We start from the raw sequence: 15237 nt of genomic DNA on the forward strand, positions 1-15237 counted from the left end.
CCGCCAGCAGCCCGATGAAGAAGTCCAGCCCCAGCGGGGCGGCGATCTCGTCGGCGAAGAAGCGGCCCGGGGGGGGCGGCTGGACACGTGGCGGATCACCTCACCGATCAGCCAGCCGAAGGTACGACGGTGGTACCCGTGCGCGGTGTCCGGGGCCCACAGGGGACGTTGAGCGGCCAGTGCATCCGCTATCGGCTGCCAGGCCAGCGCATCGGCCAACGGCACCGGCTGGTCCAGTGCGACCAAGCCGACCTGGTGGGTGAGTAACCAGCGCACAGAGACGTCCGCCTTGCCGTTCGCGGCGAACCCCGGCCAGTACTCGGCCACCTGAGCGTCCAGGTCCAGCTCGCCGCGCAGGGCCAACAGGTGCGCCGCAGCTGCGGTGGCCCCGTTCAAGGTTCGCCGCGAACGTCTCGCGTACAGGTTCGAATCTGGGTGCGACCCCACCGTCGATCGTCGTCATGCCGCACATGCTGGCGCTGTGTCCGTTGCTCCGAGGCCGGGCTCACTCGTGATGCAACAGGCGGACCGATCTGGCCGCGATCGGCAATGTCTGAACCGGGTACGGCCCCATTCAGCGTGTGCGCTGGATACGTTCGAGGTGGATGCCGGTGAAGACAGCGACCTTGGCGCGCAGGGCCCAGGGGTCGCAGGGCTTGCCGATGTAGTCGACGGCCCCGGCCGCATACCCGCGGGCTGAGTGCTCCGGGTCGGCGCCCATGGCCGTGAGAAAGATGATCGGGATGTCGCGGGTGCGGGGCCGGCGTTTGATGTGCGCGGCGGTCTCGTACCCGTCCATCCCGGGCATCTGCACGTCCAGGAGAATTACGGCGAAGTCGTCGTGGTCCAGGAGGGCCTTGAGGGCTTCTCGTCCGGAGGAAACCGTGACGATCTCCTGATCGAGAGTCTCCAACACGGCCGTCATCGCGAACCGGTTGTCGGCCTGATCGTCCACGAGCAGCACCCTCGGCATACGCAGTTGCCGCGCCCCGGCCAGAGGCGGAGCATCGTCCAGGGACGCTGCGTCATTCATGCCCTCTTCTGCTTCTCCCTCTTCCGCCGAATTCCCCTCCAGGCTCCGCAGCTGCCGTTCCAGCAAAGCGCAGCGCTCTTCTGCCCGGACCCGGCGCAGCTCCGCCTCGTGTGCTTCGCCGACGAGCCGTTTGATCTCCTCCTGGAGTTGGTCGCGGTCCCGGATCAGTTCGGCGATGTCCGGGGCAGCTTGGGCCAACGCTTCGGCCCGGGCCCGCTCCGCGACCCATTCGGCTTCGAGCTGATGCAGCCGCATCTCCAGATCCGCGATGCGGTGTCGGCGGTCCAGCAGGGCTTCCCCGAGCACGTCGCGGTGCTCTTTCGACACGCGTGAGTCCCGGTCCGCCTGCGCCAGCTGGTTCTGCAGCAGCTCGACGCCATGCCGTGGCGAGGGGTTCGCCCGGACAGCATGACGGTACAGCGTACGCAACAGGTCGATCGCCTCCGGCTTCGGTGGCACGCCTCGATGTGCCCCAAGGTCGGTCAGAAGGTCTGTGACCACTTCCCACGGAGGGACCCGCGTGCCGTTCAGGTAGCGGGACAGGGCGCCGGGGTCGCGCCTGCGACGGGCCGCGTAGCGCCGTACCGATATTTCCAGTCCGCCGAAGATCCCGCGCAGGGCGTCGGCGAGCGCGTAGGACTCGCCGGTCAGGTCCGGGTCGAGAGGCTTCAGTTCGCCCATGTACGCTCCCCTCCCGCTTCCGCCTCGGGGCTCCGGTGACGCTGCCGGTCGCTGGTGTGGGAGGCATCGGCCCGCTCGGGCGCCACGATCCGGTTGAAGAACCCCGTTGCCACTCCGAAGCTGCCGCCGCCGCAGAGAACGCACGACGCAAGACCGCCGCCCGACAAAGCGGTCAGCACCCCGGCAGCGAGGCCGGTCAGGACTGCGAGCAGCAGCACAAGCGCAGCCCTCGCTGAAAGTAGGGGGTGGTCCATGATGCCTCCCACGGCATGAACGGATGGCCTGGCCACACAGCTTGACGGACCCGTCACGTGTTGCGCCGCGTCGTCTTTGAACCCTGCAACACCCTCAGCATCAGGCTCAGCAGCAGCTTCATTGCGGCGAGCGGTTGCTGTCTCCCCGGACGTGGCAACGGACCCGGCAACACCTCAGCGCCCCCATGATGCCGGTGGGCAAACGCACCCGTGATCGTTGCAGCGGGTGACTCGACCATTCCGCATCGCCGCTGACACGGCCGAGCTCGCCAACGCCGAGGGCGCAGCCCGGCTCGTGCCGCGCGCCCGCATGGCGGGACGGTGCCGAAAAGTCCGCAGCGAAGCCCGAGGCTGGCGGCACGTCCGCTCACGCAAACGGCCTCGGACGAGGAGTCCGAGGCCGAGTAGAGCGCCCACCTTGCGGGGAAGCCATAGATCAGCGCGTTCTTTTCTTTGAGACCTCTGTCGCTTTCGAACCGACGACCTTCGCCTTACAAGTTTTCTCCGGTCAAGTTTTCTCCGGTCAAGGGTGTGACGTACACAAACGCCGGCCATAGCGCACCTGACCCGGGAAAGCACCTCTCCCGGGTTCTCATGCGTTCGCAGCGCTTTCCGGCCTTATGTGTGCCGGACCCGTGCCGGGCCTGGCCTGTTGCGTGTGACTCTGGGGATCGCAGGATGATCGACAGGATGATCGGCAGGTTGATCGCCATCTGGTCCGATGTGTTCTGTTGTGATCCGCCATGTGGCACATGCGGGCACTTTGTCGTTAACGGTCACGGAGCGTGGCGCGGTGGTGCAGGCTGCCGTTCGCGGCACACGCAGCGGGGCGTGGAGCCGGGCCGGGGAGGGCGATCGTCGTGGCGGCGAAGTGGCAGCGCGAAGAGCCGCACGAAGAGCGGAGGGTGGGGAATCTGACCCGGCCGCGGACGGGGACGGTCGATCGCCGGGCGGAGGTGGCGGAGATCCGACGGCTGTTCGAGGGGTCGTCGCGCGAAGGGCCGACGCGGCTGGTGACGCTGACCGGGGTCGGCGGGGTGGGCAAGACCCGGGTGGCGCTGAATGCCGCCGCCGCCCTCCAGCCCGGCTTCCGTGACGGCGCCTGGCTGGTGGAACTCTCACCACTCCGCCAGGGCGAACTGCTGGCGCACACCATCGCCGAAGCCCTGCCGCTGGCCGATCAGACCACTCGGCCGATGATCGACGTGCTGACGGAGTACCTGGCCGACCGGGAACTGCTGCTGGTGCTGGACACCTGCGAGCACCTGACCGACGCCTGCGCGCTCGCCGCCGAGGCCCTGCTGCGGGCCGCGCCCGGCCTGCGGATCCTGGCCACCAGCCGCCGCACCCTGAACGTGACGGGCGAACGGGTCCTCACCGTCGAGCCGCTGCCCGTGCCCGAGGCCGACGACGCGTCGGCGGGCAGGGCGGACGCGGTGCTCCTGCTCACCATGCGCGCCACGGAGGCGGTGCCCGGTTTCACCGTCACCGACGCCGACCGCGCGGAGCTGGTCCGGCTGGCCCGACGGCTGGACGGACTGCCCCTGGCGATCGAACTGGCCGCGGCCCGCCTGCGTGATCTGCCAGTACGGGAACTGACCGCCCGGCTGGACGACCGTTTCGCCGTCCTCGGCGACACCGACGACGCCGCGCGCGACGCCGAACCTCCCTGGCACCAGGCCCTGCGCACCGCCATCGGCTGGAGCCACGAACTGTGCACTCCCGCCGAACGGCTCCTGTGGGCACGGCTGTCGGCCTTCGCCGGCAGCTTCGACGCCGACACCGCCCGGCAGGTCTGCGCCGACGACCACCTCCCGGCCCAGCAGATCCCCGCCGTACTGGGCACGCTGACGGAGAAGTCGATCCTGATCTGGCAGCCCACCGGGGGCGGCGAGCGCTACCGCATGCTGGACACCATCCGCGAGTACGGCGCCCACTGGCTGCGCGGCCTCGGCGAGGACGACACGCTGCGCCGCCGCCACCGCGACCACTATCTGCGGCTGGCCCGCCGGGGCGACGCCGCCTGGATCGGACCCGACCAGTTCGCCTGGTTCGACCGGATGACCGCCGAGCACGACAACATCCGCGCCGCCCTGGAGTACAGCCTGACCGAAGCCGAGGGCCACACCGAGGGCCACACCCCGGGCCACACCGCGCTGGAGCTGACCGGATCACTGTGGTTCTTCTGGCACGGCTGCGGGTTCCTCAAGGAAGGCCGGCACTACCTGGACCGGGCCCTGGCCGCCGACCCCGCCCCCTCCAGGGCGCGCGCGAAGGCGCTGCACGCCTGCGGCCAGCTACTGTGCTTCCTGGGCGATCTGCCCGCCCTTGAGGAACGGGCCGCCGAATCCGCCGCCCTGGCCGCACACTTCGGCGACTCGGAGCGGATGTACGCGACGGCCACCGAGCTGCGGGTGGCGTCGCTGCGCGGCGACCTGACGCAGGGGGTGTCCCTGGCCGAGGCGCAGCTCGCCACGGACTGGCGCGAGAAACCACTCACCTACCTCCCCCTGGCGGCCTTGACTCTCGGCACCCACGCGCTCGTCACCGCGGGCCGCTTCGAGGAGGCCGTCGCCTGGCTGGACGAGCTGAGCGCCGCCTGCGACCGCAACGGCGAGCGCTGCATGCGCGCCTGGGGCGACCTGGTCCGTTCCTGGGCCGAGCTGGCCCGTGGCCGGTTCCCGGCCGCGCGGGAGCACGCCCGGGCCGCGCTGCTGGTCAAGCACCGGCTGCGCGACGGCGTGGGCAGCAGCCTGGCCCTCGAATCGCTGGCCCGGGCCGCCGTCGCCATGGTGCAGAGCCGGGACGCCGCCTGGTTGCTCGGCCTGGCCTCGCAGCTGTGGGACACGCTCGGCCGGCCGCAGGCGGGCGTCGCCACAATGATGGCCGCCCGCCAAACCTGCGAAAAGCAGACCCGCGCCGCCCTCGGCGACCACGCCTACCAGCGTGCCTTCGACGCCGGCTACGCCACCGACCTGGACACCGGCATCGCCCACGCCCTCAGCCCCGACTCCGCACCACCCCCTCCCTGACCCAACAGCCACCACCGGCCGTCCGCAACGCGCCGAGGTGCCGGTCGAGAGGACCCGTCGTCGCGAAGCACGCACGGCCCCGCCAACCGTGAACAGGGGAATGTTGCTGCCGCACGCCATCACCGAGACCCTGCAGCCGTCCGGATGGATCACCTGCTCAGTGATCGACGTGCTGACCGAGGTCCGCCCGATGAACGCCCAGGCACTGTCATCGGCATCCGGCCAGCGTGCAGCGGCGCGCGGCGCCGCCAACCCGCGGCTGCCCTCATCAGCGACTCCGACCGGGCGATCAGCTTCTCGTGTCGGCGCCGGGACAGCTCGTCGTCCAAGGTCACCGTCGGCAGCCCCCCGCCTTCCGCGCGCACCGCATGTGTGCCATACGTGTGCCGCGAGCGCAGGGGCCCTCCCGTCCTCTGGACGGGAGGGCCCCTGACCTGGCGTTTCGCAGAGCCCCCTGTCGGATTCGAACCGACGACCTTCGCTTTACAAGTTCGACCCGAGCCAACACCGGCTGCTGTCATCGACTGGCACGACGACCGGGCAGAGGCACTGGTGACCAGGCTCGTCCGGCACTGTTGATGTCAGCCGGTGATGTCAGCCGGTGATGTCAGCCTTCCATCAGATTCGAGTGGAGGCAGAGCCCCAGCCTGACCACCAGCCCTGGGCGTCAACCCACGGGCCAGAGTGGCTAACCTGCGGGTTCATTTGGGACGGCTGCGACTCGTCCCTCAGTGCCGATCGTCGCTCAGCGCCCCGGCCATCGTCACACAGCCCAGAGAAGCCTACGAGACACGCGCAGGAAGAGGCACCAGCCCTGACGGATGTGCGAGTCGGCAACTACCCCTGTTAGGTAGGATGTTGTTGACCTTTCACGGATGCTCAGGGGGACTCCATGATCGAGATAGTTGCCGCCTTGATCGGCGGAGTGGCCCTACTCGGCGGCGCCGTGATCACAGCGAGGTGGACACGCTCACGATCCGCCGGTAGTCCTGCCCCCACCTCTCCGCCTCCCGCCAGCAACACGCAGTCGGACGATGGCGTCACCAGCACCCCTCACCCCCCTCGCAGCGCCCGGTCGGGCGGCTTCACCGTCAACGGACAGTTCATTGAAACTAACAATGGCACCGTGTCCCAGAATAACTACCGCGACGGCAAGCGGTGAGGCTCCCTACCACTAACGGTGCAGGGTGGCTTGGGATCGCTTATTACGTAATCGGCACTATCTTGGCCATCCTGGCGACCTTGCTCGGCATCGAACTGATCAGTAAATACTTTCCCTATGCGTGGCCAGCTCTCGAGTGGTTCATAGGGCGCCTAGTCCAGCTTTCTTCTGACGAGTACGTCGGGGCTTTTGTCCGAGATCGAGTGCTCGTGTTTGCCGTCATCGGCATGGCTTTCGTCTTGTGGGTCACACACAAGTGGCCCACCTTGGTCAGGACGATCGGCCAAGCGCTCAATCCATTTGCGCGGATCGGCGTGGCCACCGTCTCGGCTATCGCCGCGGTCTTGATCGCGATAATTCTGGCCGGTCCACTTGGCCAGTCCAAGAGCGGAGGAGAATGCGCCTCTTCTTTTCGCCTAAGTCTGGAACACGCGCCCTCACTAGTGAGCAACACGAAATGCGGTGGAGGGGATAATGGCCGGGACGGCGATTGACCAGTACATTCAAACCAACAACGGCAGCGTATTTCAGACCATTATTAACAACGAGGGGATTGACGAGGAGACCAAACGAAACGTGCGACGCCTGGCGGTCTCCTCGCCCCAGATGTTGGCCAAAGTGGATGCGATGCTGAAGGAATCGGGCGACGTGAAGGCGGCCGCTGCACTGGTCCGGGATGCGAGTGACATCCTGACTGGCAAGACAGCCTCGCCAACCCAGTTCACCGACGAGGGTGACGATCCCATGTTTCCCGGCAAAGGTGAACGTGAGCTTCGTAAGGCAGTTGCCAGTCCCTTCCTTGTGCTCGCTGTGATTGTTGCCCTGATTCTCTGGCTGTGACCCTTGCTGCAGCTGGCGAGGGTTCGATAGCCACCCGCCCTTACCCACCACTCACCCCGGCTCCCATCCAGCGCACGCCACACTCGGAACTCGCCTACGGTGCCCCCATACATCACGGCAGCAGGAGGGCCCCACGGGGCGCACGTCTTTGACCGCGGCCGTGTTCGTTCGGGCTCCTGCTCTCCGGCCGTCGCTCGCTGCGGTCCCGGGGGCCAGCCCGCGCCGTGCGCGGGCACTCGACCCCATAGAGGCCGACGGACCGCGAAGAGGCCGGCCATGTCGCCTGGGTGCTGCTGGCAGACACCTGGTCTCATCGCCCAGGGGCAGTTGATGGGGTCAGGACGCTTGCTGCCCTGTTTCACACCCCTGGCTAGTGCCTCTGCCGCCACCCCGTGAACAGGCCGTTTTGATGGTGATGACGCGCTGAGTCAGGCAGTCGCTTTGCCCGACCCGGCTAATACTGGAAGCCCGGCACCCACGAGCACAGCAATCTAAGTTCGATCTTGCGCATCACGGACCAGCGCCTTAGCCCCTTGCCAAGGTAGGCAGTTCTGTCAGTCCAATTGATTTCGCTGCTACATCAGGCGACACTAGAGCAGTGCCGGGATGTTGCTCACAGGCAGCCTGGCCAAGTCTCAGTAGGGTGGGGGCATGGGGATGGAGCCGCGAGTTTTTGGATCTTGGCGCCTTCACGGCGGCCGTTACGAGCAGCACGGTTTGCCCGTTGAGGTACTAGCCGAGTTCTCACGCTATGAGCGATTGGTGGTAGACGTCGCTCGGGGCATCTACAAGCAGCGTCACGCATCCCGGCAGCGCGTACCAAGAGGGTTCGCCTCATCTTTTTCTCTACGCCTTTCCGACATCCGTGTCGGCAGCGTAATCCCCGTGCTCGAAAGGACACAACCCGACGCCACGTCATTGTTTGATGACGTCGGTGCAGGGATTTTCGAAGAAGCGCGTATGGTGATTCAAAACGCTCTGCGCTCAATCGAGGCAGGTAAAGGAATTCCCCGCTCCTTCCCTCCGAACGCACTGAGGGAATTTTCGCGCTTCGGTCGAAGCCTCCAAGACAACGAGTTTATCGAGTTCGACGAGGGCACCCCTACGTCTGCGACTTATTCACAGTCTCTCCGCCGCCTGATCCATGAACAGGCCCGCTTGGACCGATTTGAGATCGAAACCAAGCTCTCCGGTCAGGTCACTAGCGTAAACGCAGAGAAGAGCACTTTCGACTTCCGCCTCACGCGAAGCGGCAGGGTAATCTCAGGGCGCTTTTCATCAGATGACCTCATTGGGGATCTTCGACAGTATCTTGATCGATCCACGATGGCGCCAACTGTAACCATTAGCGCGGTAGCCATTCAGTCGATAGATGAAGAGGCAATCGAGATCCAAGACGTCCTGGCGATCGAACCAGGCTTGCCGCCAGAGTGGTCCGAGCGTCTTTATGAGTTGCTCCAACTCGAAGAAGGGTGGCTCGACGGCGTGGGCGCGCCGGTGAGCCGCACGGTGCTACGCGAAGCCGAATCGCTACTTCTAGAATTCCTGGATGAAGGCGTCCGGCGGCCTTACATTTACCCAACCGAAGCCGGCGGTGTGCAGTTCGAGTGGCCTTTCTCGACAGGCGAGGTCATGGTGACTGTCACTCCAGAGGAGAAAGTGGAAGCTTTCTCATTCTCCAAGGAGGACGACAGGGAAACCGAACGCACCTTCCACTGGAGGCAACTGGAAGAAGTCAGAGAGTTCGCGCTCGGGGGGATTCGAGAGTATGCAGACTGAAAATGAGAACCTGAAGCCTGGCGAAACTGAGATATTGGATCACGCTGAGCGTCTTTGGCGCCAGGTACACCCGGTCTGGATACAAGAAGGGCGAGTCACTAGCCAGGTTTTTAGCCCAACACCCAAAGATACTGGGCAACTTTCCGTGACGAGATCCTCGCGTCTGAGCGCAGAAGAATCTTTCGCCCATCACACGACATCCATGGGGCTCGATTCTGTCGGAGTCTACTCGGTGGACGTGGCAGAGGTCGAAGAGGTCGGACTACGCGCTGTGGACGACTCTGAGGGGGCCGACGGAGCAAACCGCCCTCCAGGTCACGCTTTCGTCGACTTCAGGTCGGTACCCAACAGCAACCAGCGGAAGAAGCGCGCAGTGAAACTGCGCGACAAGGCAGAAAAGCGAGGCTGGCAATATCAGCCTCCTGCGCAATAGGCCCTTCCCGAATGCGCGGCGGATACCAATCTGAATAGACCAATCCGATTTCAGGGCTCCGCGCAGTGTTCCCATCTGTCGTTTACCGTACGGTGGATTGCTAGAGTGCGCCCGTCGTCACGGAAGGCCACGCCACCGACAGATGCCGAGCAAGAGGGCTACTCACTGGCATCAGGGGGCGCCCACGAGTCGGCTCGTGAAGCCGTCATTCCGGAGGCGACGGAACGACTCGACGACGTCGGCCGGCACCACTTGCTCGATCATGAAGCCTTGCTTCGGGTAGATCATGAGCCGTTGCAGGGCCCCCACGAGCATGTCGATGACGAGGTGTTCGTCTCCGATGGAGTCGACGTACTCCTCGTAGGTCATGGGTGATGAGGCGCAGATTACGTCCACCTCGGGCCAGAGCTGCCGGGCGGTGGCGTAGGCGCGGCGTTCCTCGTATGGCTTGGTGACGAGGAGGATCGAGTCGACCGCCACGCCGGCTTCGTCCAGGGCCGCGCGGGAGAAGCGGATGTTCTCGCCGGTGTTCGTGGCCTTCGGCTCCACGATGATGGCTGACTCAGGGACGCCCAGCTCGACGGCGTGCTCCTTGTAGTGCACCGCTTCGCCGCGGGGCATCCGCTCGCGCGTCGTGGGGCTGTTGGAACCGGTGAAGACGATCAGGGGCGCCAGGCCGGCCAGGTACAGGTTCGCCGTCGCGGTCGCTACACCGAGGTCGTGGCTGCCCAGGCCGATGGCGACCGAGCACGGCCGCGGCTCGTGGTGCATCTGGTGGTAATCCCAGATGCGGCGCGCGTCTGCCCGGGCCTGCTCGGAGATCACTGTGCGGCCTTTCCGTCGCGGGTGGAGTCGGGGACCTGGAAGTCGTACTTCCAGGCGAAGCGCGAGGCGGCGTGGACGCCGATCGCGTACTCGACCACGGTTCCATCTGCCGTGTACGTGGTCCTGTGCAGCTCCACGACGGGTTCGCCGGCGGGCAGCTGCAGGAGCTTCACCTCGTCCGGGGTGGGGATGCGGGCGAACAGCTCCTCGGTCATGTGGTCGATCTCGTAACCGGCGTCGTACAGCACCCGGAAGCCACCGCCGCGCCCGGCGGGGCCCGGAGTCGGGTCGACGATCCGCGTGCCTTCAACGTGCTCGGGGCGGTAGTAGCTGGTCAGGGTGTGCGTCGGCTGCTCGCCTTCCTTCACCAGGCGAGCCCGTGCGTATACCTCCGCGCCCGGCTCCAGGCCATGGGCAGCAGCGACGGCCGGCGGGGCCTCGATACGGCTGACGCTTTGCGTCTGCTCTCCACGCCGGTACGAGCGTCCGGTGGCCACACGGTCAGCGATGAAGGCCACCTCATCGGCGTCGCGCCACTTGGCCTTGTCGTACCGGGCGGTGCCGAGTCGCTTGAGCGGAGTCTGCTGGCGCACAACGGTGCCGTGGCCTCGTGACGAGGTGACCAGCCCTTCTGCCTCCAGCGCGCGGTAGGCCGCATGGACGGTGGACTTCGAGCCCTCCCCTGCCTCAACGAGGTCCCGGATGTGCGGCAGCTGCTGGCCCGGCGCGTACTCGCCGTTCCTGATGCGCTCGGCCAGCTTGTCCGCCAGCTCTCGCCATTTGGGCGCCATGGAGCCCTCCTCTCGACATGCCCAGTCAAACACAGTCCCAGGACTGTTGACAGTCCTGGGACTGTGCGGCATGGTCTTGCTCACGGCCTCGCAGTCCTGGGACTGCAAGGCGGAAGTGGCCCTATTTGGGCTGCTTCAGCACGCCCGGAGAGCTCTGCGGGGCTCGAAGGAAGCGCACGTTCTTTGACAACTGGATGGGGATTACGCCGCCTCTCCTCGGCCAAGTAGGCGGCCACGCGGTCTTCCGCGTGAGGTACAGCGCAACCCGACCTGTTCCGCAGCGCTTCGCGTGCTGCGGCCGGTTGCCTCCTCCGTCCGTCCGGCCGCCGTGGCCGTACGGGCGGGGTTGAGGGGAGCCGGAACCCTTCGACTCCACACGAGCGCGGCCCCGGTGCTGGCACACCGGGGCCGCTTCTTTGGGCCGTTCCACAACGAGAGGAGCCCGACCCCATGAAGCGCATCGGCACTGTTCACAGCCCTGTTACCGACCGCGAGCCGACGGCCGCGGAGCTAGACGCGATCGAGCACGAGATGCCCGTCATCCAGGCGGAGGTCGAGCTGCTGGACGCGTACATCGTCACTCTCTACCGGCCGGCATCCGAGCTGGACACCCGCCGCCTCCTCCGCACCCGCCGCAAGGTCCTCGCCGCCCGCCGCGCACTGGAGGAGCGCCGCGGCCGGGCCGGTTCGCCGGAGGCCGCCTGATGCCCACCCCCACCGTCACCGCACAGATCAGAGCGCTCAACCGGCTGCAGGCCGGCCTGACGAGCGTCCTGGTGGTGGTCGCGGTGATCGCGCTGGTTTTCACCGCCACCAACGTGACCACCTTCGCCACCGATCACCACGTCTCGCCGTGGATCGCCTGGCTGCTGGACCCCATGGTCGCCGTCGCCCTGGGCGCGGTACTCATCTTCGACGGGCGACTGTCGGAGTACGGCGTCCACCCCTCCGGCTGGGCCACCGGGCTCCGCTGGTTCGCAGGACTTGGCACCTGGGTCATGAACTGCTGGGGTTCGCTGTGGCCAGAGGGGACGCCGTTCGGTGTCCCCCGCGCGGTGGATCCGGCGGGGCTGGTTCTCCACTCCATCCCCCCGGCCCTGCTGATCATCCTGGCCGAGGCGATCACCCACTACCGGCGCGCGATCCTGGCGAAAATCGCCGAACTCCGCGCTCAGGTGGACACCGTCACGGCCGCGGGGGACGCGGTGGTGGAGAAGGTGGACGGCCCGGCCGGTCACCCGGCATCCACCGCGCCGTCCACCGTCCGTCCGACCCCGGTGGCCGCCGAGCCTGCCGTGGCACCGGTGCGGCGGCCGTCGCTGGTCATCTGCGGTGACCGGCAGGTGTATCCCCTCACCGTCCCTGCGGCGTCCACCTCGGAGCCGCAGGAGGCGCCGGAGCCGGAAAAGCTGTCCTCCTTTGAGGCGCTGAACGTCATCCGGACGTGCTGGGTGATGGGCGAGACCATCGCCGAGGCAGCCCGGAAGTCCACCCGGTCCACCTCATACGTCCACAAGGTCTACCAGCGCCTGACCAAGGAGAAGGAAGCCGCCGAAACGCAGCCGGCCCCCGCCCGGCTGGCGCTGGAGGCCGCCCGATGACGCCTCTCGTCCTGGCCTGGTGGGCGGTTACCGCCCTGGCTCTGGCCGGCCTGGCCGCCGTATCGCCCCGGCGGATTCTCCCCGCCCTGTGCGCCACCGCCGTACTGCTGCCCGTCGCCGTGGGCCTCGCCCTGGCCTGCGCCGCCCTGTGAGGAGGGCCGATGACCACACCACCGCCGATGCCCTCCGAACCGCCGACCGTCCACCTACCGCAGCAGGTGGACACCGGAGCTGACGACTGGTGGGACCGCCTGTACGCCGACGAGGACCAGGTCCCCGCCGAAGACCCGGCCCCGCTCCGGGTTGCCGTTCCGGCCGACCGGCTCCCGGACTGGTGGGCGGACAAGCCCGTCCACCTCGGCCCGGAGGAGGACACCGAGCCTGAGCCGGAGGACACCGACCCCGACGAGGTGGACGAAGAGCCGGAGGAACTGGAGGAGACCCACGGCCAGGAGCACGACGCCGACGGCTCCGACGGCATCGCGGCTCCGGTCCCGGCCCCGAAAGCTCCGGCCGCCGACTCGTTCTGGCGAGGTTGGGCGCCGGCGGGTGCGGTGGGCATGCAGCTGCTCCACCCCAGCCGCGGCCGCCGCCTGATCTACAACGCCTCGGCCGCCGCCCTGGGCTGGGGCTTGCACCTGGACGACCCGGTGCAGCAGCTGGTCGCGTACGTGGGCCGCGAGTTCTCCGACACCGCCGTTCTCATCCTCAGCGCCGCCCTGGTCGTCGCGGTCGGCGTGCTGATTGACCACAAGACCCGCCACTGGTGGCCACCACTCGCCTGGATCTGTCGCATCCCGCTCGCCACCACCCTTCTCGCCCTCGCCCTCGCCTACTTCTAAAGAGTCCCGTGTACACCGCTGTTCTCGCCGCCGACGGCATCCAGGCCGGGCAGATCTTCGGCAGCCTCGGCGCCTCCGGCGCCGCCCTCGCCGTCACCGTCTTCCTCATCCTGGGCATCAAGGGCAAGCACAAGATCAAGCTGGATGCCGATCAGGCCGCCATCGTCGGCCTGATCGCCGGCACCCTCTACGCCACCGCCGCATCCGTATGGAGCACACCCGGCAGCATCACCAAGGGCATCGCGGCCGCCGTCCAGTCAGGCATCGGCGGCAACGTCGGCCTCGGCGCCATCGCCCTGGTCATCTGCCTGATCATCTACGGCGCCAAGCTCAAGCCCCGTACGGCAGCCCTGTTCGGCATCGCCGCCGCCTCCGTCTTCGGGGCCGCCGGCGGCCTGTGGAGCATCCTCAGCACCGTCCTCGCCTCCGGCCTCAACCAGGTCCTGGGAGTGGCCTGATGACCGACGAGACCACGGGGGAGCGGCCCACCGAGGAGGCCGCTCCCGGCCGGACCCGCATCGACGTGCGGCCCTACCTGCCCAACCGTGAGGCCGCCGGTGCGCTGTTCACCGGCTCCTCCGCCCTGATCGCCCGCGGCTGGGCCTGGGTCACGGCGGAGGACTGGAAGGAGGCGCTGGCCCGCCTCGGCTATGTCGCCGGAGGTGGCTACGTCCTCGCCTACCTCGCTCACAACCATCCGTCGGTCGTGATGCCGGTCGGCCTGGTCGGCTGGGGCGTCGCCGCCTGGATGCACACCCCCTCCCCTACCCCAGCCACCAAGAGGCCAGCGGCCGCCGAGGACGCGGACCAGGAGCATGACGAGGATCTGGACGACCAAGCCTTCTCCCCTGCCCCGGACCTGGAGTTGGTGGCCGCGCTCGTACGGAAGCTGGCCGGGACCGAGCACCAGGGCGCCCACCTGGACGACCTGATCGCCACGGGCGAGCTGGGCGACTGGGAGAAGGCCGATCTCAAGGCCGCGCTCACCGCCTGGGAAGTGCCGGTCGAGGAGGGCCTGAAGCTCCGCTTCAACGGCCAGCAGCGCAACCGGCAGGGGGTGCGGCTGCGGGACCTCCCGGCCGGGCTCGGGGAGGCCCCCGCCGAGGCCGGGGAGGGGGCCCCACCGACGCCCGCTCAGAACCCCGCCCCGGTCGCCGCCGAGCACCCGCCCGCGGCCGCCGCGTGAGGGGTCGCCGGGGGCCGCGCCGACCGCTCCCCTCCCCTATCGCTCCGGCCCTCTCCTGGGGTCCCGGTAGGGAGGTAGGAACCGCAGGTCAGAGTGCCTGCCTACCACCTTCCTACCGGCCGCCTACCTACCGCGCCTACCACCCACGAAACGGACATTTGATGACACGCCACCGCTACCGCTGCGATCGCTGCAAGAGGACCTGGCCGCCCGTTACGACCCGAGAGGAAGCCGACCAACAGCGGGCCCGCCACCGCGCAGTCGTCCACGGCGGAGCCGTCCCGGACGGGGACGACATCTGGCTCCTGGAGGACCGGCCCGTCGACGGCGCCGGCCTCTCCCGCCCGGCCCGCCGGATGCTCATCGGCCTCGGCATCGGCGGCACCGCGATGGCCGCCTGGAACTGGATCGACGGCCACTGACAGCTGCCCGTCCGCCCCGCGGCCACCGCCGGGCGGGCGGGGAGCCGGACAGCAGTCCGCGCTCCAGGCATGAATGCCGGGCCGGTCGTCATCCGCCAAGACACCGACCGACCCGGCTCCTATCCCGCTAGAGACAGGAGCCCCATCGTGGCATTACGTCGCGACATGCCGATCAGCGACCCCGGCCGGGACGGCGAACGGCCGCAGGACGTACGGGAGTACAGCCAGACCAGCGGCGGTTGGACGCGCGACCCCAGCCCCCGTCCCGTCCCCGGCACGCCGAAGGGCGGTGACCGGCGATGACGGACGCAGAGCGCGCCGAGCTGGAGCGCAAGGTCGCCGAGGCCAACCGGCAG

16 protein-coding genes, 1 tRNA gene and 1 pseudogene are annotated in these 15237 nt (G+C 67.8%); 12 read left to right on the plus strand and 6 right to left on the minus strand.

The features are described 5' to 3' along the window. Nucleotide 1: 1 nt before the first annotated feature. The 3 genes and pseudogenes from ACZ4MH_RS11170 to ACZ4MH_RS11180 form a co-directional block, all read right to left on the minus strand. Nucleotides 2–390 (minus strand): annotated as a pseudogene (locus tag ACZ4MH_RS11170) (serine hydrolase domain-containing protein); the annotation flags it as partial. Between the two features lie 184 nt (nucleotides 391–574). Then, entirely contained in the window at nucleotides 575–1714 is a 1140-nt protein-coding gene (locus tag ACZ4MH_RS11175; RefSeq protein ID WP_351589555.1) for a response regulator, read from the minus strand. After that, on the minus strand, nucleotides 1702–1932 hold the full coding sequence (locus ACZ4MH_RS11180; RefSeq protein ID WP_351589552.1) for a hypothetical protein: 231 nt from the start codon (nucleotides 1930–1932) through the stop codon (nucleotides 1702–1704). Before ACZ4MH_RS11180 ends, ACZ4MH_RS11175 begins: the two co-directional genes overlap by 13 nt. Before the next feature lie 896 nt (nucleotides 1933–2828). Between ACZ4MH_RS11180 and ACZ4MH_RS11185 the strand changes: the two genes are divergently transcribed. After that, nucleotides 2829–5000 carry an ATP-binding protein gene (locus ACZ4MH_RS11185; protein ID WP_351589549.1) on the plus strand — a complete coding sequence of 724 codons (2172 nt, stop codon included), beginning with the start codon at nucleotides 2829–2831 and terminating at the stop codon, nucleotides 4998–5000. A 451-nt stretch (nucleotides 5001–5451) separates the two neighbouring features. Here the strand turns inward: ACZ4MH_RS11185 and ACZ4MH_RS11190 are convergent. Beyond that, nucleotides 5452–5512, minus strand: a tRNA-Tyr gene (locus tag ACZ4MH_RS11190). A 730-nt stretch (nucleotides 5513–6242) separates the two neighbouring features. Here ACZ4MH_RS11190 and ACZ4MH_RS11195 point away from each other — a divergent pair. The 3 genes from ACZ4MH_RS11195 to ACZ4MH_RS11205 all read left to right on the plus strand — a co-directional run bounded on the left by ACZ4MH_RS11195 (nucleotide 6243) and on the right by ACZ4MH_RS11205 (nucleotide 8781). Next, on the plus strand, nucleotides 6243–6656 hold the full coding sequence (locus ACZ4MH_RS11195; RefSeq protein WP_351589546.1) for a hypothetical protein: 414 nt from the start codon (nucleotides 6243–6245) through the stop codon (nucleotides 6654–6656). After that, on the plus strand, nucleotides 6637–7002 hold the full coding sequence (locus ACZ4MH_RS11200) for a hypothetical protein (RefSeq protein WP_351589543.1): 366 nt from the start codon (nucleotides 6637–6639) through the stop codon (nucleotides 7000–7002). Before ACZ4MH_RS11195 ends, ACZ4MH_RS11200 begins: the two co-directional genes overlap by 20 nt. Nucleotides 7003–7653: 651 nt before the next feature. Further along, nucleotides 7654–8781 (plus strand): hypothetical protein, encoded by a 1128-nt coding sequence (locus tag ACZ4MH_RS11205; protein WP_351589540.1) that lies wholly within the window; start codon nucleotides 7654–7656, stop codon nucleotides 8779–8781. 604 nt (nucleotides 8782–9385) lie between these two features. On the opposite strand, the gene ACZ4MH_RS11210 is transcribed toward ACZ4MH_RS11205, so the two are convergent. Together ACZ4MH_RS11210 and ACZ4MH_RS11215 are read right to left on the minus strand one after the other, a co-directional pair. Beyond that, nucleotides 9386–10039, minus strand: coding sequence for a YdcF family protein (locus tag ACZ4MH_RS11210; RefSeq protein WP_351589537.1), 654 nt, complete (start codon nucleotides 10037–10039; stop codon nucleotides 9386–9388). Continuing rightward, a complete protein-coding gene (locus ACZ4MH_RS11215; RefSeq protein ID WP_351589534.1) occupies nucleotides 10036–10830 on the minus strand; it encodes a GntR family transcriptional regulator in 795 nt (264 codons plus the stop codon). Before ACZ4MH_RS11215 ends, ACZ4MH_RS11210 begins: the two co-directional genes overlap by 4 nt. 450 nt (nucleotides 10831–11280) lie before the next feature. Between ACZ4MH_RS11215 and ACZ4MH_RS11220 the strand changes: the two genes are divergently transcribed. The 8 genes from ACZ4MH_RS11220 to ACZ4MH_RS11255 all read left to right on the plus strand — a co-directional run bounded on the left by ACZ4MH_RS11220 (nucleotide 11281) and on the right by ACZ4MH_RS11255 (nucleotide 15184). Next, nucleotides 11281–11535, plus strand: coding sequence for a DUF6284 family protein (locus ACZ4MH_RS11220; protein WP_351589532.1), 255 nt, complete (start codon nucleotides 11281–11283; stop codon nucleotides 11533–11535). Next, complete coding sequence (locus ACZ4MH_RS11225) at nucleotides 11535–12431, plus strand: hypothetical protein (RefSeq protein WP_351589530.1); 897 nt, start codon at nucleotides 11535–11537, stop codon at nucleotides 12429–12431. Before ACZ4MH_RS11220 ends, ACZ4MH_RS11225 begins: the two co-directional genes overlap by 1 nt. After that, nucleotides 12428–12583 (plus strand): hypothetical protein, encoded by a 156-nt coding sequence (locus tag ACZ4MH_RS11230; RefSeq protein WP_351589527.1) that lies wholly within the window; start codon nucleotides 12428–12430, stop codon nucleotides 12581–12583. Before ACZ4MH_RS11225 ends, ACZ4MH_RS11230 begins: the two co-directional genes overlap by 4 nt. 9 nt (nucleotides 12584–12592) lie before the next feature. Continuing rightward, a complete protein-coding gene (locus ACZ4MH_RS11235; protein ID WP_351589525.1) occupies nucleotides 12593–13273 on the plus strand; it encodes a hypothetical protein in 681 nt (226 codons plus the stop codon). 8 nt (nucleotides 13274–13281) lie between these two features. Continuing rightward, complete coding sequence (locus ACZ4MH_RS11240; RefSeq protein WP_351589523.1) at nucleotides 13282–13731, plus strand: hypothetical protein; 450 nt, start codon at nucleotides 13282–13284, stop codon at nucleotides 13729–13731. After that, the gene (locus ACZ4MH_RS11245; RefSeq protein ID WP_351589520.1) at nucleotides 13731–14459 is read left to right on the plus strand and encodes a hypothetical protein; all 729 of its coding nucleotides are present in this window, start codon (nucleotides 13731–13733) and stop codon (nucleotides 14457–14459) included. The genes ACZ4MH_RS11240 and ACZ4MH_RS11245 overlap by 1 nt, the downstream gene beginning before the upstream one ends. A gap of 161 nt (nucleotides 14460–14620) precedes the next feature. After that, nucleotides 14621–14881, plus strand: coding sequence for a hypothetical protein (locus ACZ4MH_RS11250; RefSeq protein ID WP_351589517.1), 261 nt, complete (start codon nucleotides 14621–14623; stop codon nucleotides 14879–14881). Between the two features lie 147 nt (nucleotides 14882–15028). Next, a complete protein-coding gene (locus tag ACZ4MH_RS11255) occupies nucleotides 15029–15184 on the plus strand; it encodes a hypothetical protein (RefSeq protein WP_351589514.1) in 156 nt (51 codons plus the stop codon). The last annotated feature ends 53 nt before the right edge of the window (nucleotides 15185–15237 follow it).

This window comes from Streptomyces sp. NPDC026301 (assembly GCF_055567935.1).